Annotated in this window: 18 protein-coding genes, 1 other RNA gene and 1 pseudogene; 13 read left to right on the forward strand and 7 right to left on the reverse strand. The window is 71.3% G+C overall.

Annotated elements, in window-relative coordinates; translation table 11 throughout:
• Positions 1–662: pseudogene (locus tag EBO15_RS28990) on the reverse strand (hypothetical protein); the annotation flags it as partial.
• Between the two features lie 442 nt (positions 663–1,104).
• Between EBO15_RS28990 and EBO15_RS28995 the strand changes: the two are divergent.
• From EBO15_RS28995 to EBO15_RS29005, 3 genes are all read left to right on the forward strand, one after another.
• Positions 1,105–2,724, forward strand: coding sequence for a serine/threonine-protein kinase (locus EBO15_RS28995; protein WP_122197640.1), 1,620 nt, complete (start codon positions 1,105–1,107; stop codon positions 2,722–2,724).
• Positions 2,725–3,102: 378 nt separating this feature from the next.
• Positions 3,103–7,953: an NAD-glutamate dehydrogenase gene (locus EBO15_RS29000; RefSeq protein ID WP_122197641.1), complete on the forward strand. Its 4,851-nt coding sequence runs from the start codon at positions 3,103–3,105 to the stop codon at positions 7,951–7,953.
• Positions 7,954–8,184: 231 nt separating this feature from the next.
• A complete protein-coding gene (locus EBO15_RS29005; protein ID WP_122197642.1) occupies positions 8,185–8,478 on the forward strand; it encodes an ATP synthase subunit c family protein in 294 nt (97 codons plus the stop codon).
• Between the two features lie 33 nt (positions 8,479–8,511).
• Here the strand turns inward: EBO15_RS29005 and EBO15_RS29010 are convergent, their stop codons facing one another.
• Both EBO15_RS29010 and EBO15_RS29015 read right to left on the reverse strand, forming a co-directional pair.
• Complete coding sequence (locus EBO15_RS29010) at positions 8,512–8,706, reverse strand: DUF397 domain-containing protein (RefSeq protein ID WP_122197643.1); 195 nt, start codon at positions 8,704–8,706, stop codon at positions 8,512–8,514.
• Between the two features lie 9 nt (positions 8,707–8,715).
• Entirely contained in the window at positions 8,716–9,579 is an 864-nt protein-coding gene (locus EBO15_RS29015; RefSeq protein WP_122197644.1) for a helix-turn-helix domain-containing protein, read from the reverse strand.
• A 289-nt stretch (positions 9,580–9,868) separates the two neighbouring features.
• Here EBO15_RS29015 and EBO15_RS29020 point away from each other — a divergent pair, with 289 nt between their 5' ends.
• Positions 9,869–10,333, forward strand: coding sequence for an ATP-binding protein (locus EBO15_RS29020; protein WP_122197645.1), 465 nt, complete (start codon positions 9,869–9,871; stop codon positions 10,331–10,333).
• A 98-nt stretch (positions 10,334–10,431) separates the two neighbouring features.
• Positions 10,432–11,301 (forward strand): methyltransferase domain-containing protein, encoded by an 870-nt coding sequence (locus EBO15_RS29025; RefSeq protein WP_122197676.1) that lies wholly within the window; start codon positions 10,432–10,434, stop codon positions 11,299–11,301.
• An 18-nt stretch (positions 11,302–11,319) separates the two neighbouring features.
• Here the strand turns inward: EBO15_RS29025 and EBO15_RS29030 are convergent, their stop codons facing one another.
• A complete protein-coding gene (locus EBO15_RS29030) occupies positions 11,320–11,835 on the reverse strand; it encodes a GNAT family N-acetyltransferase (RefSeq protein WP_233616506.1) in 516 nt (171 codons plus the stop codon).
• An 89-nt stretch (positions 11,836–11,924) separates the two neighbouring features.
• Here EBO15_RS29030 and EBO15_RS29035 point away from each other — a divergent pair, with 89 nt between their 5' ends.
• Positions 11,925–12,506: a hypothetical protein gene (locus tag EBO15_RS29035; RefSeq protein ID WP_122197646.1), complete on the forward strand. Its 582-nt coding sequence runs from the start codon at positions 11,925–11,927 to the stop codon at positions 12,504–12,506.
• Between the two features lie 51 nt (positions 12,507–12,557).
• Positions 12,558–13,220 (forward strand): hypothetical protein, encoded by a 663-nt coding sequence (locus tag EBO15_RS29040; protein ID WP_147481692.1) that lies wholly within the window; start codon positions 12,558–12,560, stop codon positions 13,218–13,220.
• An 85-nt stretch (positions 13,221–13,305) separates the two neighbouring features.
• Here EBO15_RS29040 and EBO15_RS29045 read toward each other — a convergent pair whose 3' ends face one another.
• Positions 13,306–14,250, reverse strand: a complete 945-nt coding sequence (locus EBO15_RS29045; RefSeq protein WP_122197648.1) for a hypothetical protein — start codon at positions 14,248–14,250, stop codon at positions 13,306–13,308.
• Between the two features lie 336 nt (positions 14,251–14,586).
• Positions 14,587–15,708, reverse strand: coding sequence for a peptide chain release factor 2 (gene prfB, locus EBO15_RS29050; RefSeq protein ID WP_122197649.1), 1,122 nt, complete (start codon positions 15,706–15,708; stop codon positions 14,587–14,589).
• Positions 15,709–15,825: 117 nt separating this feature from the next.
• On the opposite strand from prfB, the gene EBO15_RS29055 reads away from it, so the two are divergent.
• Positions 15,826–16,890: a hypothetical protein gene (locus tag EBO15_RS29055; RefSeq protein WP_122197650.1), complete on the forward strand. Its 1,065-nt coding sequence runs from the start codon at positions 15,826–15,828 to the stop codon at positions 16,888–16,890.
• 21 nt (positions 16,891–16,911) lie between these two features.
• Here EBO15_RS29055 and EBO15_RS29060 read toward each other — a convergent pair whose 3' ends face one another.
• Entirely contained in the window at positions 16,912–17,097 is a 186-nt protein-coding gene (locus tag EBO15_RS29060; RefSeq protein WP_026415743.1) for a hypothetical protein, read from the reverse strand.
• Between the two features lie 374 nt (positions 17,098–17,471).
• Between EBO15_RS29060 and ftsE the strand changes: the two genes are divergently transcribed.
• The 5 genes from ftsE (at position 17,472) to ssrA (ending at position 22,596) form a co-directional block, all read left to right on the forward strand.
• Entirely contained in the window at positions 17,472–18,161 is a 690-nt protein-coding gene (ftsE, locus tag EBO15_RS29065) for a cell division ATP-binding protein FtsE (RefSeq protein ID WP_122197651.1), read from the forward strand.
• Positions 18,162–18,307: 146 nt separating this feature from the next.
• A complete protein-coding gene (ftsX, locus tag EBO15_RS29070) occupies positions 18,308–19,213 on the forward strand; it encodes a permease-like cell division protein FtsX (protein ID WP_122197652.1) in 906 nt (301 codons plus the stop codon).
• Positions 19,214–19,367: 154 nt separating this feature from the next.
• Positions 19,368–19,841, forward strand: a complete 474-nt coding sequence (gene smpB / locus EBO15_RS29075) for an SsrA-binding protein SmpB (RefSeq protein ID WP_122197653.1) — start codon at positions 19,368–19,370, stop codon at positions 19,839–19,841.
• Between the two features lie 9 nt (positions 19,842–19,850).
• Positions 19,851–21,887, forward strand: a complete 2,037-nt coding sequence (locus tag EBO15_RS29080) for a penicillin-binding transpeptidase domain-containing protein (RefSeq protein ID WP_233616507.1) — start codon at positions 19,851–19,853, stop codon at positions 21,885–21,887.
• Between the two features lie 336 nt (positions 21,888–22,223).
• Positions 22,224–22,596: a transfer-messenger RNA gene (gene ssrA / locus EBO15_RS29085) on the forward strand.
• Positions 22,597–22,762 lie beyond the last annotated feature (166 nt).

Consider the following 22,762-nt stretch of genomic DNA (forward strand, 5'->3'; position numbering starts at 1 on the left):
CAGCGCCGCGCCAGTAGCGCGCGCTGCCTGAGGGCGGCCTGCCGCCGCACGGCGGCCTGGGGTGCGCCGGGCTCGGCCCGCCCCAGGCGGGTGCGCGGGGCCCGTGCCCGCCCTGCCGCCGTTGCCTGTCCTTTCTGCGCCGCCTCCGCGTCCCGGATGGGCCGCCGGGCCTGCGCACTCTGCTCTGGACGCGTGGCCGCCTCGGAATGTGCGGCCTGGTCGGCCTGGGTGACCTCCTCGGCCCGGACGTCCTGGTCGGGACGCGCGGCCTGGTCGGATCGCACGGCCTGCGCCGCGCTCGCGATCTGTCGGGTGCGGGCGGCGTTGAACGCCGCCGCCATCTCGGGCAGGAGCCCTGCCTCATCGGCCGGCGCCGGGTCCTCGTCCGGGTCCGCGTCGAACGCGGGGTCCGCGACATGCGCGAAAGGTCCTGGAAAGGATGGTTCCGGTGCGGATCGCTCCGGCGCGGACCGCTCCCGGACCGGCTCCTCGGCCGGACGCTGCGGAGCGGGCCGCATCGGTGCGGACTGCTCGGGAGTCGCGGTCGCCTCGCCGTTCCCTGCCGGGACGGGCCTGGCCTCCGCCACCCCGGTCCCCAGCGCGAGCGTCAGGGACACGGTGAGCGGGACCGCGCCGGTCACGGCCTTTAAGGGGATGGACATGCCTGTCGTACCTCCTTGCAAGATCGTCAGGCGTTCCGATACCCCGGCCGCGTCGCTCACACTCGCGAAATTCTTCGAAAACAGGGTTCTCACCAGGGGGAATGTGGGTGCATGGCGGGAATGTGTGGTATCGCTCGGCGCCCCTTCCCACTAGGCTTGAGCCGACCGAACCCGTCCGATGCGGCGTGTCGGGTCAGATCGCGTCGTAAGGTCGCAGGGACGGGTGAACCTCCCCGCGCACCGGGGCGTCCCACTGGGACCGGGACCGCACCGCGCGGTCGTGGCCCGTGATCGCCTGGCCGGTGAGGGGCCGGGACGCGGGTGGCGGCGTGACGGGGACGCCGCGCGGTCTCCCGGACGGTCCGGTCCGACGACAGCCCGGTCCGACAACCCGGTCCGACGACAACCCGGTCCGACAACACGAGAGGGACGGTCTCGCGACATGGAGGTTGGGGCGCTGCGGTCCGGAGATCCGGAGCGGCTGGGACGGTACGCCCTGATCGGCCGGCTCGGTGAGGGCGGGCAGGGCACGGTCTTCCTGGCCACCGCCGAGGACGGACGCCGGGTCGCGGTCAAGCTGCTGCACTCCGACCTCACCGCCGACGACCGGGCCCGCGCCCGGTTCCTGCGCGAGCTCGACGTCGCCAAGCGGGTCGCGCCGTTCTGCACGGCCCAGGTCATCGACGCCGACGCGACGGGCGACCGGCCCTACATCGTCAGCGAGTACGTGCCCGGCCCGTCGCTGAACCAGCTCGTCCTGGACGAGGGCCCGCTGGAGGGTGCTGCGCTGGAGCGGCTCGCCGTCGGCACCGCGACCGCGCTGGCCGCCATCCACCAGGGCGACATCGTCCACCGCGACTTCAAGCCGCACAACGTGCTGATCGGCCCGGACGGCCCGCGCGTCATCGACTTCGGCGTGGCCCGCGCGATCAGCGGCTCCACCACGCTCACCAGCAAGGTCATCGGCACCCCGTCCTACATGGCACCCGAGCAGATCCGGGCCGAGGGCGCGGGCACCCCGGCCGACGTGTTCTGCTGGGCCGCGACCGTCGCGTTCGCCGCGACCGGCGCGCCGCCCTTCGGGCAGGACACCATCCCCGCCGTGATCAACCGGATCCTGCACGAGGAGCCGGAGCTCGGCGCCCTCGAGGGCCCGCTGCGCGACCTGGTCGTCGACTGCCTTACCAAGGACCCGTCGGCCCGCCCGCACGCCCGCCAGGTGCTCATGCGCCTGCTCGGCCACGAGGACTACAGCACCCAGGCCACGCCCGTCCCGGCCGTGCCCGAGCCGTCCGACGCGACGTCGATCCTCGCCGCCGGCAGCGTCGTCGCCGCCGACTTCGCCGAGGAGAACGAGCGCAGCCGCCGCCGCTTCGGACGCCGCCGCACGGCCCCGAACCCGGTGCGCGCGGCCGCCGCCGAGGAGATCCCCTCCCAGGAGGCCCCGGGCCAGGAGGGGCCGGGCCGCCTCCCGACCCCGGCCGAGTTCGCCGCCCAGGAGCGCGCCGCCGTCGCCGACGTCGGGCGGACGCAGGGCGTCGGGGGCTCCGGCGCGCACGTCACGCAGCCGAAGGGCGCCGCCTTCCGGCGGTCCCCCTTCGTCGGACGGTTCGGCACCGGCCGCGCCGCCGCGATCGCGGGCGCGGCCGCCGCGCTGATCGCCGTGGTCATCGTGTCCGCCGTCCTGGCGCTGGCGCCCGGCCACAAGGGCGCGGCGACGCAGCGGGCCGGCGACAACGACCCGCAGCCGGTCACGACCAACACCGGCGGCGGTGGCGGGCCGTCGCTGCCGGACACGCTGCCGACCAGGCACCGCCCGTCCTCGACGTCCTCGGAGACCGAGGCCCCGACCGACCACCCGACCGGCACCTCGTCGCCGACGCCGACCGGGCCGTCCAGCCCGCCGGCGTCGCCCACCGACACCCCGACGCACACGCCGAGCCACACCTCCACGCCGACGACGCCGGAGACCCCGCCTCCGACGACCACGGAGCCGCCGACCAAGCCGTCCACCCCGCCGGTCACCGGCGGGCAGGGGCAGCAGCCCGCGCCGGCCGGCTGATCGCCCGGTCGGTCCGCCCCAAACGTGATCTTCGTCACAGGGTGGACGTCCGGACCCCGCCATGCGCTGGGACGATCTTGTTCCCGACCCTCCCGGAAGGCCCGCCGGGCACCGGCGTGTTGGCGTGTGTCCCCGGCGAGCCGGGACCCCGCGCCGTAGGCTGGAAGCCGCTGGAGACGGTGTCCGCGACGACCTCGCGGACGCTCCCAGTCGGCCGAAAGCGGCCGGAAACCACCAAGACCTTCGCCACGGAACCGCCACGTGACCGGCGCGTCGAACGGCGCTGCCCAAGTCGGCTTTTTGGTCATTCCTGGCTACGCTGACGCGGTGAGCAGCGCCACAACGGAGTGGCGAGGTCTCTTCTTCGGGAGTTGTTTGATGGGCGGCAAGCTCGACCAGGCCAAAGACGACCTGTTGAGGAGGGCGGCGGAGACCTGTCTCCAAGGCTCCGGTTCGCGGGGGGACGATCTCGACGACGCGATCGCCTACCTCCGCCTCTACTACCGGCACGTGGCGCCGGAGGACCTCCTCGACCGCGACCCGTCCGACATCTGCGGGCCCGCGATGGCGCACCGGACGCTCGGCGAGGAGCGGCCGCAGGGCCGGGCCAAGGTCCGCGTGTTCACCCCCACGCTGGACGAGCACGGCTGGGACCCCGGGCACACCGTCGTGCAGGTGGTCACCGACGACATGCCGTTCCTGGTGGACTCGGTCGCCGTGGAGCTGAACCGGCACCAGTACACCACCCACATGATCGTCCACCCGCAGCTCGGGGTGGACCGCGACGTCGCCGGGCACCTGCACGGGTTCCGCTCCAACCTGGAGAGCCCCACCGACGTCGACGAGTCCTGGATCCACATCGAGATCGACCGGACCTCCGACCACGCCCGGCTGGAGGAGCTCGAGAACGACCTCCAGCGCGTCCTGCAGGACGTCCGCGTCTCGGTCGAGGACGAGCCGAAGATGCGGGCCCGGGCCAACGAGATCGCCGAGCTCATCGCGCGGACCCCGCCGCCCGTCCCGGAGGGCGAGCGCGCCGAGACCGTCGAGCTGCTCGACTGGCTCGCCGACGGCCACTTCACCTTCCTCGGCTACCGCGACTACACGCTGACCGACGACGGCACCGCGCTGCGCCCCGTCCCGGGCACCGGCCTCGGCATCCTGCGCAACGACAAGCCCGAGTCCGGCGGCTTCGCCGCGCTGCCCCCCGAGGTGCGCGAGAAGGCCACCGAGAAGAAGCTGCTGATCGTCACCAAGGCGAACTCGCGCTCGACCGTCCACCGCCCCCTGTACCTGGACTACGTCGGCGTCAAGAAGTTCGACGAGAACGGCGTGGTCATCGGCGAGCGCCGGTTCCTCGGCCTGTTCACGCACGTCGCCTACAGCGAGTCCATCGCGCACATCCCCGTCCTGAAGCGCAAGCTCGACCAGGTGCTGGAGCTCGGCGGCTTCACCCCCGGAAGCTACGACGGCCAGGACCTCGTCGAGATCCTGGAGACCTACCCCCGGGACGAGCTGTTCCAGATCTCCGCCGACGAGCTGCTCCCGATCGCGCTCGGCGTGCTGCGGCTGCGCGAGCGCCGCCAGCTCAAGCTGTTCCTGCGCAAGGACCCCTACGGCCGGTTCATGTCCTGCATGGTGTACCTCCCGCGGGACCGCTACACCACCCGGATCCGGCTGCGCATCCAGGAGATCCTGCGCCGCGCCTTCGACGGCGTCGCGGTCGACTACAGCGCCAACGTCACCGAGTCGATGCTCGCCCGCCTGCACGTCGTCGTGCGCGGCGAGCGCGGCCGCCCCCTCCCGGACGTCGACGTCGACGAGCTGGAGTACCGCCTCGCGGCGGCCACCCGCTCCTGGGCGGACGACCTGGCCGACGCGATCGTCGAGCAGTGCGGCGAGGAGAAGACGGGCGAGCTGACCCGCCGCTACGCCGACGCGTTCCCCGAGGGCTACAAGGCCGACTTCCCGGCCCGCACCGCCGTGTACGACCTGCGCCGTCTGGACGCGCTCGACGCCGACCCGTCCGTGGCCGACCCGTCCGTGGCCGACGGCACCTCAATCGACCTGTACGAGCCGTTCCAGGCCGCGCCGGGCGAGCGGCGCCTGAAGATCTACCGCCTCGGCGAGCCGATCTCGCTGACGCGGGTGCTCCCGCTGCTGTCCAACATGGGCGTCGAGGTGGTGGACGAGCGGCCGTACGAGATCAACACCCTCGAGGGCCGCCGCTACTGGATCTACGACCTCGGCCTGCGCTACGAGCCCGCCTCCGACGTCGCCGAGGACGACGTGAAGGCCCTGTTCCAGGAGGCCTTCGAGGCGCTGTGGCGCGGCGACATCGAGAACGACGGGTTCAACGCGCTCGTCCTCCACACCGGGCTGAACTGGCGGCAGGCGATGATCCTGCGCGCCTACGCGATGTACCTGCGCCAGACCGGGACGTCCTTCTCCAAGCGCTACATCGAGGGCGTGCTGCTGCGGAACCCGGGCATCACCCGGCTGCTCGTCCGGCTGTGGGAGTCGCGGCTCGACCCGGCCCTCGCCGGCGGCGAGTCCGAGCGCTCCGCGGGCATCACCGAGGAGCTCACCGGCCGCCTGGACGAGGTCGCCAGCCTCGACGAGGACCGCATCCTGCGCGCCTACCTCGCGATGATCCAGGCGACCCTGCGCACCAACCACTACCAGCGCAAGCCGTACCTGGCGCTGAAGTTCGACCCCGAGGGCATCCCGGACCTGCCGCTCCCGCGGCCCAAGTTCGAGATCTTCGTGTACTCGCCGCGGGTCGAGGGCGTCCACCTGCGGTTCGGGTCCGTCGCGCGCGGCGGCCTGCGCTGGTCCGACCGGCGCGAGGACTTCCGCACCGAGATCCTCGGCCTGGTCAAGGCGCAGGCGGTGAAGAACACCGTGATCGTCCCGGCCGGGGCGAAGGGCGGCTTCGTCGGCAAGCAGCTGCCGGACTCCTCCGACCGCGAGGCGTTCATGAACGCCGGCATCGCCTGCTACAAGGAGTTCATCTCCGGCCTGCTCGACCTCACCGACAACCTGGTGGACGGCAAGGTCGTCCCGCCGGCGGACGTCGTCCGGCACGACGGCGACGACACCTACCTGGTCGTCGCGGCCGACAAGGGCACCGCGACGTTCTCCGACATCGCCAACGGCGTCGCCGCCGAGTACGGCTTCTGGCTCGGCGACGCGTTCGCGTCCGGCGGGTCGGTCGGCTACGACCACAAGGCCATGGGCATCACCGCGCGCGGCGCGTGGGAGTCGGTCAAGTACCACTTCCGCTCGCTGGGCAAGGACGTCCAGAACGAGGACTTCACCGCCGTCGGCGTCGGCGACATGTCCGGCGACGTGTTCGGCAACGGCATGCTGCTGAGCGAGCACACCCGGCTCGTCGCGGCGTTCGACCACCGGCACGTCTTCGTCGACCCCGACCCGGACGCCGCCCGCTCGTTCGCCGAGCGGCAGCGGCTGTTCGCGCTGCCGCGCAGCTCGTGGGCCGACTACGACGCGTCCCTGATCTCCCGGGGCGGCGGTGTGTTCCCGCGCACCGCCAAGTCCATCAAGATCACCCCGGAGATGCGGCGGGCGCTCGGCATCGACGAGGGCGTGCTGTCCATGACGCCGTTCGAGCTGATCCGCGCCGCGCTGCGCGCGCCGGTGGACCTGCTCTGGAACGGCGGCATCGGCACCTACGTCAAGGCGTCCACCGAGAACAACGCCGACGTCGGCGACAAGGCCAACGACCCCGTCCGCGTGGACGGCGCCGACCTGCGCTGCAAGGTCGTCGGCGAGGGCGGCAACCTCGGCCTCACCCAGCTCGGCCGGATCGAGTACGCCCGCGCCGGGGGCCTGGTCAACACCGACTTCATCGACAACTCGGCCGGTGTGGACACCTCGGACCACGAGGTCAACATCAAGATCCTGCTCGACCAGGTCGTGCGGGACGGCGAGCTCACCCGCAAGCAGCGCGACGCCCTGCTGTACGAGATGACCGACGAGGTCGGCACGCTGGTGCTGCGCGACAACTACGCGCAGAACGTGGTGCTCGCGGCGTCCCGCGCGCAGGCCCCGGCCATGCTCCACGTCCACGCCCGCTACCTGCGCAAGCTGGAGCGGGGCGGCAAGCTCAAGCGCCGCCTGGAGTTCCTCCCGGACGACAAGGCCCTGGCCGAGCGCCGCCAGGCCGGGCTCGGCCTGACCGGCCCCGAGTTCTCGGTGCTGCTCGCCTACGCCAAGCTCACCCTGGACGACGAGCTGATCGCCAACGGCCTGCCGGACGACCCCTACCTGGCGGACTGGCTGGTCGAGTACTTCCCGACCGCGCTGCGCGAGCGGTTCCGCGAGCACATGGACCGGCACCCGCTGCGCCGCGAGATCATCACCACCGCCGTGGTGAACGACGTGATCAACAACTCCGGCACCACGTTCGTGTTCCGGCTGAACGAGGAGACGGGCGCGTCGTCGTCCGACATCGCCCGCGCGTACCTGGTGGCCCGCGAGGTCTTCGACATGCCGCGCTTCTGGCGCTCGGTCGACGCCCTCGACTACCAGGTGGACGAGTCGACGCAGATCGCGATGCTGCTGGAGGCCCGCAAGCTCACCGAGCGCGGCGCCCGCTGGCTGCTGCACAACCGGCGTCCCCCGTTCGACATCCAGGAGACGATCGACTACTTCGCCGGCGGCGCGGTCGCCCTGTCGGCGCAGTTCCCCAAGCTGCTCGCGGGCCCCGACCTGACCGCGTTCGAGCAGCGCCGCGACTCGTTCGCCGAGCGCGGCGTCCCGGACGAGCTCGCCGAGAAGGCCGCGATGTTCGTCCCGGCCTTCTCGACGTTCGACCTGGTCACGATCGCCAGGGAGTCGGGCCGTCCGGTCGAGGAGGTCGCCGAGGTCTACTTCGACCTGGCCGACCGCCTCGACATCACCCGGCTGCGCGAGCGGATCATCGCCCTGCCGCGCGACGACCGCTGGCGCTCCATGGCGCGCTCCGCGCTGCGGGACGACCTGTACTCCGCCCACGCCGCGCTCACCCGTGACGTCCTGGTCACCTCGGCGTCCGGCACGCGGCCGGAGGAGCGGCTCGCGGCCTGGGCCGAGAAGAACCGCACGGCCGTCACGCGGGCCCAGCAGACGCTGACCGAGATCTGGGAGAGCGACAGCTTCGACCTGGCGACCCTGTCGGTCGCCCTCGGCGCGATCCGCACCCTGGCCAGCACCAGCGCCCTCTAACCCCAGGGCACCCCCGCGGCCCCCGCCCCACCAGGCGGGGGCCGCGGCGTTCCCGGCCCTGCGCGTGGCCGGTGTTGGACGGTCCAAAGGATCGTCGGAGGGGTGCGGAGCGGGAATGTCTCTCACGAAGGAACAAATCGGAAAAGAGGTTCTTGTGTTTGTTCGTCATCCGCCGTAGCGGGAGCGCCCGGCGACCACGAGAACCTCGCGACCACGTGAGGGGATCCACGCATGACCCACGCGCCACCGATCGACGCGCCACCGATCCACGCGCCACCGATCCACGCACCACTGCCCGTCGTCGCCGAGGTCAAGGGGCACATCGCCGCGGTGGCCTTCGGCATCGCGACCATCGGCCCCGGCATCGCGATCGGCCTGATCTTCGGCCTCGGGTGCCTGGCCATCGCCCGGCAGCCGCAGCTCACCACGGTGATCCGCCAGAACATGATCCTGGGGTTCGCGCTGGCCGAGGCCCTGTCCCTCATCGCGTTCGTCGTGCCGTTCGTGTACGCGAACCTGAACTGAACGACGGCGTCGCCGCCCGGGCCGGCCCGGCTCCTAGCGGGCCCTGATCGCCGAGCTCAAGGCGTCCCAGGCCGCCGCGGGAAGGACGAGCCGGGGGCCGCCCGGGTCCTTGCTGTCGCGGACCGCGAGGCCGCCGACGAGCCCGGCGACCTCGACGCACTGGCCCTCCGGGCTGCTGTGACCGGACGTCCTCCAGCGGAGGACGGACGGCTCGTGGGGTGCGCGCATGACGTCCCTTCAGGCTCGGGAATCCCTGGCGACCTCCGCGATCAGGGCCGTCGAGGCCCGCGGGCTGAGCGCCGCTCCGCGGAGGTGCTCGAACGCCAGGCTATAGCGCTGGACCTCGGCCTCCTCCTCGAGGAAGAGGTCGCCGACCTGGCCGTCGAGATAGGCGACGCGGACGCCGACGTCCTCGGGGAAGTCCATGACGACGAACGGCCCCATCATCCCCGGGTGCGCCCCGGCCGCGAACGGCACGACCTGGACGGTGACGTTGTGCAGCGCCGCCGCGTCGAGCAGGTGCTCCGCCTGACGGGCCATCAGCCCGATCCCGCCGACCCGGCGCCGGAGGGCGGCCTCGTCGAGGATGGCCCGCAGCTCCGGCGGGCCGTCCGACGTGAGGAGCTCCTGGCGCCGGATCCTCGCCTCGACGCGGTGGTTGACCTCGTCCTCGGTCATGCCCGGCCGGCCGCCCTCGATCGTCGCCCGCGCGTACTCCTCGGTCTGGAGGAGTCCGGGGATGAAGGCGCACTCGAAGTTCGAGATCCGGGTGGCCGAACCCTCGAACTCGATGTAGGCGGCGTAACGCTCGGGGAGCTCCCGGGCGATGATGTGGGCCCGTCCGCGCACGGCCGACTCGCGGAGGAGGACGGTCAGCTCGGCGCGCTGGTCGTCGGAGGCGTCGTAGAGGTCGAGCAGGGTCTTGAGGGTCCGGGCCTGGGGGCGGGTCTTGGCGGTCTCGATGCGCCAGAGCGTGGCCGGGTTCAGCGCGGTGCGTCCGGTGACCTCGTCCCGGGTCAGGCCGGCGTCCTTCCTGAGCCGGCGCAGCTCGGCCGCGAGGCGGCGGAGGCGGATGGTGAGGACGGGTTTGCGACTCGACATGTTCGCTCCTTCCGGCCGGGCGGAGGGTGGCCTGCCGGTGACACTCTGATCACTGAGTGCACTCAATGCCTTTGCATTACTTGCATGTTGCGCTTCGTATAAGCAGTCTTTGCACAGCGTGCCATCGATCACCGACGGTGCGCAGGCGAATGCGAAGAGTCCGACTGTCGGAGGAAAGTGAATCGGGGATGGGCGGGCAGTGGTGCTTTCGAGGGGATGGCGATCAGCGGGCCGCGGCGGTCGAGGGGGACACGTCCTGCGCTGCGGAAAGCGTCGCGGCGGTGCGGCGATGACCGGCGGCTTCCTCGTGCCGAGGCCGGTGGGCGGCCCGGACGGCGGCTACCCGGCGCTCCGCCTTGCGGGCGGGACGGGCGAGCCGCTGGACATCGGGGAGGCACGGCGCGCGCTACGCGGCGTCGCCGAGGCGCACGCCTGGGGCGTCGACCTGGACGACCTGGAGCTCCTGGTGTCCGAGGTGCTCACGAACGCCGTCCGGTACACCGCGTCCGGACGCCGCGGCGGGGGCGTCGACGTGCGGATCCTCGTCCGGGACGAGTGCCTGCGGGTCGAGGTGACCGACGACGGGGGAGCGCGGACCATCCCGCACCTGGTCGAGTCGTCCGACTGGCAGGAGTCGGGTCGAGGGCTCCTCATGGTCGCGGTCCTGGCCGCCGACTGGGGTTGGACAGCGGAACGGTCCAGAACGACCGTCTGGTTCGAACTCCATCGGAAGGGGGCGGAGAGGGGAGTCTGATCCCCGGCGCTCACGCTCGGTAACGAAAGTGATCGAGGGTGGGTAGGACCAGGGGAAGGTTCCGGAGGGGCGGGCGACGGCGACAGGGTGTGGAGGGCATGCGTCCTCGGCGAACGGTGGATCCCGGCGACGCGATCACGGCGGTCCGGCGGGAGGACTTCATCCCCGACGAGATCTTCGTGCTCGGCGAGCACGGGACGCTCGTCCCGCTGAACAGGCACGACGCCCCCGAGCGGTGGCGTGAGCAGGTTCGGCGGGACGAGCCGGTCGTCATCCAGGTCCGCCCCGACCCCACACTGCCGCCCGGCCTGTGCGATCCGGCCACGGGACGGGGCATGGAGTCCACGAGCTCCAGCAGCCAGCCGTCGCTCATGGTCGAGATGATCGACATGCTCGAGCTGGAGCCCGGGATGCGCGTCCTGGAGATCGGGACGGGCACCGGCTACAACGCCGCCCTGCTGGCGTACCTGCTGGGCGGCGACCATGTCGTGAGCGTCGAGATCGACCCGGACGTGGCCGGCCACGCGCGGGCCGCCCTGCGCCGGGCCGGATACCCGGTGCGGGTGATCACGGCGAACGGAAAGGACGGATATCCACCCGCGGCCCCCTATGACGGAGTCATCGTCACGGCGGCCGCGCACACCGTCCCTTACGCGTGGGTCGAGCAGACGCGTCCGGGTGGGGTGATCCTCGTTCCCTGGGCGGAAACGGTCCACCCGGACGGACGGCTGGCACGGTTCGTCGTGAATCCGGACGGCACCGCGGAGGGACGCCTCATCGCCCAGGCGTTCTTCATGCCCCTCCGCGACCAGCGCCTTCTGCCGCGCGTCGGATTCGACGCGGTGGAACGCTGGATCAAGGCCGGAGGCCCCGACTTCACCCGCTACGGCATCACGGTGACCCCGGAGGGCCAGACCATCTGGCTCGATTTCCCCGACAACGTCATAGCCGCCACGGAATTCGAGTGAGGTCCCCGATCGGCCGGACTAAAGGGGCTGGACGAGAACCTGCCCGTGCCAAGGCCCTCGAGGATGGTCGGCCACGACGAATTCGGTGTCCCGGGTAAAGCCCTGGCTCTCGTAATAGCGGACGAGTTCGCCCTCGGCCCCAGCCCAGCAGTCCACCCGAAGCCGGGAGACGCCCTGGGCGATGCCCTCCTCCCGGCCGGTGCGCAGCAGGGCGGTTCCGATGCCCGCGCCCTTGTGCCGACGGTCGGTGACCAGGGCCTCGACATAGAGCTCCGAGACGGTGGCGGGCGCGACGTAGTCCGGGGCGACTCCCAGGCTGACGGCGCCCACGACCTTCCCGTCCATGACGGCGACGCGCAGGCCGCCGGAGGCGGCCAGACGCTCGACGAGGGCCTCGCGCTTCGCGTTGCCCGTCCACGGCTCGTCGCCCCACTGGCCTGTCTGCCCGCGCGCGACGAGCCACTCCACGGCGCGGTCGAACAGGCCGAGGACGGCCGTGATGTCTCCGGAGTCTCCGGGCCTGATGGTGATCATGGGATTCAGGGTCGTGGATCGGGGCAAAACAGGTCAAGCGGAACCGGCGTCGGGGACGTCGCGTCCGACGGGGGACGGGAGGGAGCCGCATGGCCGGACTGGTGATACTCGGAGTCCTGCTCGTCGCCGCGGTCACGCTGGTCGCCGTCGGCGCGTCCCGCGAGAAGCGCGTGGACGAGGACGAGCGCGTCCGCGGCCTGCGGACTTGGGCGGCCGAACACCGGTGGTCCTTCGCCGAGGGCGATCTCGGGGTCCCCTGGCGGGCGCGGGTCGGACGCGACGGGCTGCGCGTCCGCGAACTGCTCACCGGTCAGGTCGGAAGCCTGCCCGCCTCCCTGGGGCACGGCACCTACCCGACCCGGCGCGTCATCACGGACGCCGAGGGCCGCAAGCGCACCGAGACCGTCACGAACCACCTCACCGTCCTCGTCGTCCACCTGGACGAACGACCCGGCGCGCCCCTCCAGGCCGAGTCGGACCTTCCCGACGCGACACGCGACCGGCTCTCGTCCGACCTCATCCGCGCCCACCTGGACGACGAGCCGCCGCTGTGGAGCCTCCGGCGGGGCGAGCTGATGGTCGTCCGGTACAGCCCCCTCCACCCGTCCGACCTGGACGAGCACCTCGGCACGATCCGCCGCCTCGCCGGACTTCTGGGCGATCCCCCCTGACCGGAACTGGACTCGCCCCTTCCTCGTCCCACAAGGTAAAGGGGAGGACAAGTGTCTGGTACCCAGATGGTCCTTTGGGCGGCCGCGGCGGCCGCGATCCTCGCGGTCGCGGGCCGTGTGGCGTACAGGCGGAACCAGGGCGAGAAGGCCCGGCTGCGCGAGGTACGGGAATGGGCGGACACGCACGGCTGGGCGTTCACCGGTGAGAACCCCCGACCACCCTGGCAGGACCGCTCCCCCCACGAGAACGTCACCCTCGGCTACCTGCTCGAAGGGCGGGTGGCCGACCGGGACGCCACGATCGGCAGCGGCGCCTACGTCGTCCCGAAGACGATCGCCGCTGGCGACGGGTCGAAGCGCGGCGAGACCGCCACCTACCACCTGACCGTGCTGACCGTCCGGGCCGGCGACGGGACGCCCGACATGGAGATCCAGGCGCGCGGCCTCGGCGCGAAGCTGATGGGGTCGCTCGCCCAGAACGCCACCGACGCGGACGCGTTCGACGCGCGCTTCGAGGTGCGGCCGCCCGAGGCGCGCGGACGGCTGTCCGGGGCCGGCGTCCAGGCCCTCCTGGACAGCGAGGTCCCCGCGTGGAGCGTCCGCGACGGCGAGATCATGGCCGTCCTGCCGGGGACGACACGGGCCGAGGACCTCGACGGGCACGTCGCCGTCCTGAGCCGCCTCACCGAGATCGTCCGGACGCCGCGGCACTAGGACGAGATCGATGGGACCGTCGGGAGCCGGTGCGGGACCGCTGCAGCGGTCAGGAAGAGCGGAGCGCACCGGCCCCGACGGGGTCTCAGTGGCCGGATGCGGCCACGGCCTTCCGGTACATCCCGGTCACACCGGCCCCGCCGTGGGCCGGGACGGTCGCGAGGTACTGGATCAGCACGGTGGTGTCCATGCGGGTCGAGACGGACGACGGCGGGGCGAGCCCGACAAGGTCGCCCGTAACGGTGAGCTTCCCCTTCTTCGTCGCGGAATACGCCTCGTTCTGCTTGAGGACGTACCAGACCAGAGCGCCGCCGTCCCGGGTGCGCAGCGCGTGGACGGGCGCGGGAGCGGGCGAGAACCGCGACTCCAGGGTGATGCCGTTCCTCCGCAGGCCCGCCTCGGCGTGCCGCAGGGCCGTGAACGCCTCGGTCGTCTTCGGGCCGGGGGCCAGCCGGTCGGCCCCGGCGGCCCGCGGACCGCCGTTGAGCAGCGCGGCGTGGGCGGCGGCCAGCCGGTCCGGGGCGATCGCGAGCCCGCTCGCGGACGGGGCGACCGCCTCCGCGTAGCCGTCGTGGTCGAGGGCGACGCGGGAGAACGCGGTGTCGGTGGGGAACGGGTCGGCGCTCAGCAGCCAGGGCGCGCCCGCCTTCGCCTGGGTGAACAGCATCGCGTGGCGCAGGGCGTCCTTCCCGGACCCGCTGACCCCCTCGGCCGCGAACCAGCGCGGGTAGGCGGACTGCCGGGGCACGGCGACGCGGACGTGCGAGAGCTTCAGGGTGCCCGTCCTGGCCTTGACGATGCGGCGCAGCTTCACGGCGGCCGTGTCCATGGTGAGCTGCGGGTCGGCCTCGGCCTTCGGCAGGAGCGACGCGTCCAGCCTGTCGCCCGCCTGCCCGACGGCGGCGGCGTACGCCATCACGGCCTGTTGCGCCTGGTCGCGCAGCAGGGCGGGGGCTCCGGTGGCGCCCGCGTTCGACCCGCCGCACCCGGCGGCCGGCGGCACCCCGGCCAGCAGCGCCAGGACGAGCACACCGGAGCGTCCGTGGATCGTGAGGGCTCCGTGGATCGCGAGGGCGGCGCGCCCGCGCGGGGCCGCCGAGCCGGAAGGCGTTGCGGAAGGGTGGCGCCTGGACGAAACGGGACGGATCTGGCCAGCGAGCATGGCGGCCCCCGAGGGGAGAGGCGACTCTTTCTGATCGACATCATCGCAGAGTCACGACTCCATCACGCTCTGAATGCGTTATGAGAGAGATGTCCGCTTTGCCGCGCGGTGTGCCGAGGGCCTGCGCCCACGAAGAAGCCCGCGGTCCCTCTCGGGGAACCGCGGGCCGGAAACTTCAAGGACGCCGGAGCAGCGTCAGGGACGTCAGGACGAGGCGGACTCGGACTCCTGCTGGCGCATCCAGCGGATCTCGGCCTCGATGAAGTCGTCGATGTCGCCGTCCAGCACGGCCGTCGGGTTGCCGGCCTCGACGCCCGTCCGCAGGTCCTTCACGATCTGGTACGGGTGCAGGACGTAGTTGCGGATCTGGGTGCCCCACGAGCTGGTGCCCTCGCCGCGCAGCGAGGCCATCTGCTCGGCCTCCTCCTGGCGCTTGCGCTCCAGCAGCTTGGCCTGCAGGACGTTCATCGCGGTCGCCTTGTTCTGCAGCTGCGAGCGCTCGTTCTGGCAGGACACCACGATGCCGGTCGGCAGGTGCGTGATGCGGACCGCCGAGTCGGTGGTGTTGACGCCCTGGCCGCCCGGACCGGACGACCGGTACACGTCGATGCGCAGGTCGCTCTCGTCGATGTCGACGTGGTCGCTCTGCTCCACGACCGGGACGACGTCCAGCCCCGCGAACGAGGTCTGGCGGCGGCCCTGGTTGTCGAAGGGCGAGATGCGGACGAGCCGGTGCGTGCCGTGCTCGCCGCGCAGGGTGCCGTACGCGTAGGGCGCCTTCACCACGAACGTGGTCGACTTGATGCCCGCCTCTTCGGCGAAGGACGTCTCGTAGATCTCGGTCGGGTAGTTGTGACGCTCGGCCCACCGCATGTACATGCGCTGGAGCTGCTGGGCCCAGTCGGCCGCGTCCACCCCGCCCGCCTGGGCGTTGATGGTGACCAGGGCCTCGCGGGCGTCGTACTCGCCGGACATCAGGGTGCGGACCTCGAGCTGCTGGACCGCCTTGTGGACGGAGGCGAGCTCGGCGTCGGCCTCGTCCCGGGTGTCGGCGTCGTCCATCTCGCCGGCGAGCTCGTACAGCGTCACGACGTCCTCGAGGCGCTGGCGCAGGGCGGTGACCCGGTTGTGCTCGGCCTCCAGGTGGGACAGCTTGCGCGTCACCACCTGGGCGCGCTCCTGGTCGTTCCAGAGCTCGGGGTCGGCCGACTGCTCGCGCAGCTCGGCGATGTTCCGCTCCATGGAGGGGATGTCCAGCACCTGCTCGATGCCGGACAACGTCGCGTCGAGCTCCTTGAGTTGATCCTGAGGATCGATGGCAGCCACGTAACAGAGCTTATCTCCGTCCGGCCAGTGCCCGAGCGATCGCCCAATACCCTAGTGAATGGCACAATCACGATGGGGTCGGCCAGGAAGGCCGGTCGGGGGTGGCGAGGGGGCGCGGTGCCGAGGAAGTACCGGGCGGCGACGGCCGTCCTCGCGGCGCTCGCGCTGACCGCCTCCGCGTGCGGTGGCGGCTCCAAGGCCAGGACGAAGGTGACTCCCGCCCCGCCGCGTCCGACTCCGACGCCCGTGGCGCTGACGCCGCAGCTCGCGGCCGACCGCTTCAAGTCCTGGACGGTCAACGACGACGTCGCCCGCGCGTCCGGCGACGAGCGGCTCGCCCTGAGCTGGGTCGTGGACGGGCAGTACACCCTGACCGCCGCCGAGTTCCGCAAGGCCGCCCACGACGGCGACCCGGTCCCGCGCTTCGGCTTCGGCAAGCCGATCTTCTATGTGCCGAAGTTCCAGGAGGTCAAGACGTTCCCGCAGTGGTTCGTCGCGGCCGTCCCGCGCACCGAGCAGGGCAAGCCCAAGAGCACCCGGACGGCCCTCATGGCCTTCATCCTGCGGTCGCCGGGGGACCAGTGGAAGCTCAGCGTCGAGACCGACCTCGACCCGAAGGCCAAGCTCCCCAAGGTCGTCCTGGACGCCCAGGGGTACGCGACCGCCCTGGAGACCGCCGACACCTCGGTCCTGATCAGGCCGCGCGACCTGCCCGGCATCCAGGCGACGATCGCCGCCGAGGGACCGTCCAGCGTGGCGTCCAAGGTGATGGCGTCCGGGCCGGTCACGACGGGCATGAACGCCGACATCCAGGCGGCCAGGAAGAAGGCCCGCAAGCAGGGGCTCGGGTTCTCCAGCGTGGTGGTCGCCACCCCGTACCCGATCTTCGCGCTCCGCTCCGACAAGGGCGGCGCGCTGGTGCTGTACTCCCTGTTCCGCAACAACCAGCTCTCGGTGAAGTCGAAGGACCGGCCGAAGCGCAAGCCGCCGATCCCGCCGGAGACCGCCCATCTGCTGGACGGCACCGTCCCCGGCTATGAGATCGACTACACCGAGACGCTCCAGCTCGCCGCGGCCGACCCGGCGAACCCCAAGAGCGACGCGAACCTGCCGAAGGCCGACGTCATCGGCTACTTCGGGACGATCAGCAAGGCGACCACGCCCCTCCCCAAGCCCAGCTAGGGGCGGGCCGGGCGGCCGGGGTCAGCCGTAGAGGCGCTGGAGCAGGAGCGCGACGAACAGCAGCGCGACCAGTCCGGCCAGGACCAGCGCGGGCGGGACGGACGGGCCGTGCCGGTGGACCTCGGCGCGGGCGGCCCGGCAGGTCGGGCACCGGCCCTCGACGACCGGCCCCGAGCAGTTCGCGCAGACCAGATGTTCGCAGCTCATCCGGCTGCCCCTCTCGATCGGGAACTATCTGTCACTGAGAACTTTAGGCGCGATTCCCCGGCAATCGTCGCGTCCCGGTTGTAAAGTCCTGGTGCCTGCCAGGGGTCCGTGCGGTCGAGGCGGCCCGACCTCGCCTCTACACTGCACGGGGCCACGCGGCCCGTCGAGCCGATCCGGCTCCGGCGGGGTGCGCGGCCGGACTCGTCGCAGGTGGGACGGGGTCTGAGGGCGGCCGGTTACCGGTTCCTCGGATTCAGCCCCTAAGGTCGAGTGTTCCGAGCCCGATGTAGGTCCGAGGGCTACGCTGAGTGGTCCGTCCCCTGGGGCCGCGCGGGTCCTTCGCAAGAATGGTGCTGAACCGCCGTGATGCAGCCGTGATTCACTTCGACAACGTCACCAAGGGCTACAAGAACCAGAACCGGCCCGCCCTCCAGCACGTGAACGTCGCCATCGAGAAGGGCGAGTTCCTGTTCCTGGTCGGTCCCTCCGGCTCCGGTAAGTCCACCTTCCTGCGACTGATCCTCAAGGAGGAGCGGCCGTCCCAGGGCCACGTCCACGTGGCCGGGAAGGACCTGAGCAAGCTGAGCAACTGGAAGGTCCCGCACCTGCGCCGCCGCATCGGGTGCGTGTTCCAGGACTTCCGGCTCCTCCCCAACAAGAACGTGTTCGAGAACGTCGCGTTCGCCCTCGAGGTGATCGGCAAGCCCCGCCGGTTCATCAACAAGGTCGTCCCCGAGGTCATCGACCTCGTCGGCCTGGAGGGCAAGGCGCACCGCATGCCGGACGAGCTGTCCGGCGGCGAGCAGCAGCGTGTCGCGATCGCCCGCGCGTTCGTGAACCGGCCGATGATCCTGCTGGCGGACGAGCCGACCGGGAACATCGACCCCGCCACGTCCATCGGCATCATGAAGGTGCTCGACCGGATCAACCGGACCGGCACCACCGTCGTCATGGCCACGCACGACGCCGCCATCGTCGACGCGTTCCGCAAGCGGGTCGTCGAGCTCGAGGACGGCCGCGTCGTCCGCGACCAGTCCCGCGGCGTCTACGGCCAGGCGTACTAAGCGCCCCCAACCCGACGCCGGGACGGCGCGCGACCGGGGCGACGCCCCGGGACACGCCGCCCGCGCGGCCCAGCGGTCGCAGAGCGGTAGCCTGCACCGGCACTCGAAGCTCCCACCGGGGCACAGGCGATCAAGGACAGCGAGGCATGCGCGCACAGTTCGTTCTCCAGGAGATCTGGATCGGTCTCCGCCGGAACCTGACGATGACGATCTCCCTCGTCATCACCGTCGCCATCGCCATGGCGCTCTTCGGCACCGGTCTGCTGCTGCACAACCAGGCCAACTCCTCGAAGAACTACTGGTACGACAAGATCGAGGTCTCGATCTTCCTCTGCGCGAAGACCTCCTCCAATCCATCCTGCGCGGGCAAGGAGGCGCAGCAGAGCGAGAAGGACGCGCTCAAGAGCAAGCTCCAGGCGCTGCCGCAGGTCTCCAAGGTGGAGTACGAGAGTAAGAACGATGCCTACTCTCGCTTCAAGGACCGCTTCTCGACCACGCCGGGGTTCGTTCAGAGCGTCCGCGAGGGCGACATCCCCGACTCCTTCCGCGTCCGGCTGAAGGATCCCAAGCAGTACAAGGCGGTCTCGCAGTCCGTGCTCGGCCAGCCGGGTGTCGACCAGGTCGTCAACGAGCAGGAGATCCTGAAGAAGTTCTTCCGGATCCTCGGCGGCCTGCAGAGCGCGGCGCTGATCATCGCGGCCATCCAGGTGGTCGCGGCGGTCCTGCTGGTCGGCAACACCGTCCGGCTGTCGGCGTTCAACCGGCGCCGGGAGACGGGGATCATGCGCCTGGTCGGTGCGTCCAACACCTATATCCAGCTGCCCTTCATCCTGGAGGGCGCGATCGCCGGCCTGATCGGCGGCGTGCTCGCCGCGGTGCTGCTGGTGTTCTCCAAGATGCTGCTGGTCGACCGGCTCGCGAGCAACATCCAGATGGCCTCGAAGCTGGGCTGGGGTTCGGTGTCGCTGGTCATCATCGTGGCCATCTGCTTCGGCGTCCTGCTGTGCGCGGTGGCGTCCTTCCTCACCCTGCGCCGATACCTGCGCATCTGATCACCCGCCTACACTGGGCCGAGGTCCGGCGCAGCGATGCCGCCCCGTCCGCCTTCCGGACGAGGGCGGCTCCGCGTTGGGCCGACGTTCCCGTTCCGGCGCCCCCGACCGGCGCCGGGCCGGTGTGACCCGACCAGAACCGAGGCTGATTCCCGTGCCACGTGAGCAGGGGCGAAAGATGATCGCCCAGAACAAGCGCGCCCGGTACGACTACGAGATCGTCGACACCTGGGAGGCCGGCCTGGTGCTCATGGGCACCGAGGTCAAGGCGCTGCGCGCCGGACGGGCCTCGCTGGCCGACGGCTACGCGCACGTCATGGACCACGAGGTCTGGCTGGAGAACGTCCACATCCCGGAGTACACCGAGGGCACGTGGACCAACCATGCCCCGCGGCGCCGGCGCAAGCTCCTGCTGAACCGCCGGGAGATCTCGAAGATCGAGCAGAAGACCGACGAACCGGGGTGGACGCTGGTCCCGCTGGCGCTCTATTTCAAGGACGGCCGAGCGAAAATCGAGATCGGGCTGGGCCGTGGTAAGAAGGCGTACGACAAGCGCCAGGCCATCGCCAAGCGCGAGGCCGACCGCGAGATGCAGAAGGCGGCCGCGGCCCGGCTCAGGAGACGGTGAAGGGTGTCGATGAATCTCCGAGGCCGCAGCATGGCGCGCCGGACGATCTCGGCGGGGGCCTGCGTCGTCCTCGTCGGTGGCTCGGCGTCGGCGTGCTTCGCCGAGCAGTCCGCGATGCCCGCCGTCCGGGACTTCCTGGTCGCCTGGGAGGTCGGCAACTACCCCGCCGCAGCCGGGCACACCATGGGGGCGGACCAGGGGCAGGTGGCCGCGGCCCTCGGAGGGGTCCGCAGCCAGCTGGACGCGGCCTCGCTGAAGCTCGACATGCTGAAGATCGTCAAGAAGGGCGACACCGCGACCGCGCAGTTCGCCGTCAAGATCGATCTAGGTGAGAACGGCGAGCCCTGGACCTACAACAGCTCGATGAACCTGCGGCGCGCGGGTTCCGGCTGGAAGATCGAGTGGGATCCGTCGATCATCCACCCGAGCCTGAAGCAGGGCCAGCGGCTCGCGGTCGTCACACGGGTCCCCTCGCGCTCCCCGATCCAGGACCAGAACGCCAAGACGGTGCTGAGGTCGGTCCCGGCCGACCTGGTCGGGGTCGTTCCCGGCGAGCTGAAGGACCCGAAGGCCACCATCGACCAGATGGTGAAGACCACCAAGATCGAGGGCGGCCGGCGGCTGGACGGCGAGCGGCTGCTCGGCCGCGTCCGGTCCGCGCCCCCGCAGAAGTTCCTCCCCCTGCTCACCCTCGAGCGGTCCAGCGGCGACAAGCTGATCGAACGGCTCAAGCAGGTGGACGGTCTCCGGTTCCAGGTCGTCAGGATCCCGATCCAGCCGCAGTTCGCCCCCGAGGTCGTCGGCAGGCTCGGCGCGGCCACCGCCGACCGGCTGCAGCAGGTCGGCGCCCCCTACCAGCCGGGCGACACGATCGGCGTCAGCGGCCTCCAGCTGCTGCTCCAGCGCCGCCTCGCGGGCACCCCGGCGATCGATGTCGTCGCGCAGGACCCCGAGGGCAGGCAGGTCACGAAGCTGCGTTCGTGGGAGGGGCACGACCCGGCCCCGATCGTCACCACGCTCGACCGCAGGATCCAGCCGCGCGCCGACCGGGCGCTGGCGAAGGTGAAGTACCCGGCGTCCCTGGTGGCGGTCCGGCCGGGCACGGGCGACGTGCTCGCCGTGTCCAACCACGACACCGGCGGGCGCGACGAGGCCATGGAGGGCCACTACCCGCCCGGCATGGCGTTCTCCTTCATCACGGCGGACGCGCTGCTCCAGAACGGCGTCCCGAAGAGCACCCAGGTCGAGTGCCCCGCCACGGCGGACGTGGGCGGGCAGACGGTGTCCAACCCGTCCGGCAAGGCGGCCCGCACCGGCATCCTGGAGCGCGCCTTCTCGGTGAACTGCGCCACATCCCTGGCGCAGCTCGCCACCAAGCTTCCGCCGCAGGCGCTGAGCCAGTCGGCGGCCCGGTTCGGCCTCGGCAAGGACTGGGGCGGCATCTTCCCGTCCTACGCCGGGACGATCCCCGCCACCGCCAACGACGGGCAGAAGGCGCTCGTCGCGACCGGGCAGGGCGGCGTCACCACCTCGCCGCTGGCGATGGCCGCGGCGGCCGCCGCCGTCTCGTCCGGCGTGTGGCGTCCGCCGTTCATCACCAAGGACCCGGTGGACACCCCGTCCGCGCAGGCCAAGGTGCTCGACGCGGTCGCGACCGGCGACCTGAAGCGGATGGTGCGCCGGTCCGTCCAGTCCGGTGCGGCGAAGGACGCCAACGTCGACAGCGGCGGGCAGGTCTCCGGCGTGAGCGCGGTCGTGAACTACCAGGAGGGCGGCCAGGCCAAGACCGTCTCCTGGTTCGTCGGGTTCCGCGACGACATGGCGTTCGCGATCGCGGTCGAGGGCAAGGTGAACGCTGCGAAGATCGCCTCGACGTTCCTGAACGGCGCGCAGCCGAGCGCGCCGTCCACCACCAAGCCCCCGCAGGGGACGACCCCGGGCACCGGCGGCCAGCGTCCGCCGAACGGCACCGGCGGCGGCCAGACGCCGGGTCACACACCCGGGAACGGGACGAACCCGACGATGCAGCCCACCCGCAAGCCCTGACACAAGCGGTGAGACCTCCGCCACCATTTGGTGATCTCTTGACGTGACGGAGGCAACCCTCCGGCCCGTTCCGGACGTCTTCACAGGTGACTGAGGTGCCGCTCGGGGGGTTGCGGCCCCAGTCGCCGTGATGAGACCAGAGCCTCGTCTCGGGGGAGGCTCTGCCGTCCGGACCGGCCTGACCCTGCCGGTCGGCCCCGGTGGGCGCGACATGTTCGCCGCCCACCGGGGCGTCACTTTTCTCCCACCCCGGGAATCCCGTTGGCATCCACGACGTTGACCTACTAGTGTCTGGTGTTGGACGCCCAGGCGTCCGACTTCTTGACAAGTCAACATGGGGGTGACCGGTCTCGACTTCGGTAGGTCGAGCCAGGGGAAGCGGGTCGAGGGTTGCTGTTGTGACCTCGTAAATCCTGTGACAGCAAACCTATAACTGCCAACAAGAAGCAGTCCGAGTTCGCTCTCGCCGCCTGAGGCGAGTAGCGACTCTGCCGGCCCGGGTACGTCTCCGCCCCGGGATCCGGCATCATCAGGAGACTCCACTCTGCCGCCCGGTCGCGGGGCAGTAGAGAACACCTAACAGCGACTGAGCCCGTCGGCGACTCGCCTGCGAGAGCGCCGGGGCTGAGAAAGCGTCAAGCAGGCTGCGCCCGGAGAAGCCCTGGCCCATCATCGAAGGACGCGGGTTCGATTCCCGCCACCTCCACTACCGCCACAAGGCCCCGGAGGCCGGAAGCTCAGCTTCCAGCCTCCGGGGCCTTCGTGTTTCCCGCCCCCCTCGGTGCCGCGCCGTCCTCCTCTCGCCCGCGCGGGCGAGGTGTGGCCCTGTGGCGTGTGGAGACGCCGCAGTGCACTGGCGGGGGATCGGGGGCCTT

The sequence above is a fragment of the Actinomadura harenae genome (assembly GCF_003696215.1).
In the GTDB taxonomy this organism is placed as follows: domain Bacteria; phylum Actinomycetota; class Actinomycetes; order Streptosporangiales; family Streptosporangiaceae; genus Spirillospora; species Spirillospora harenae.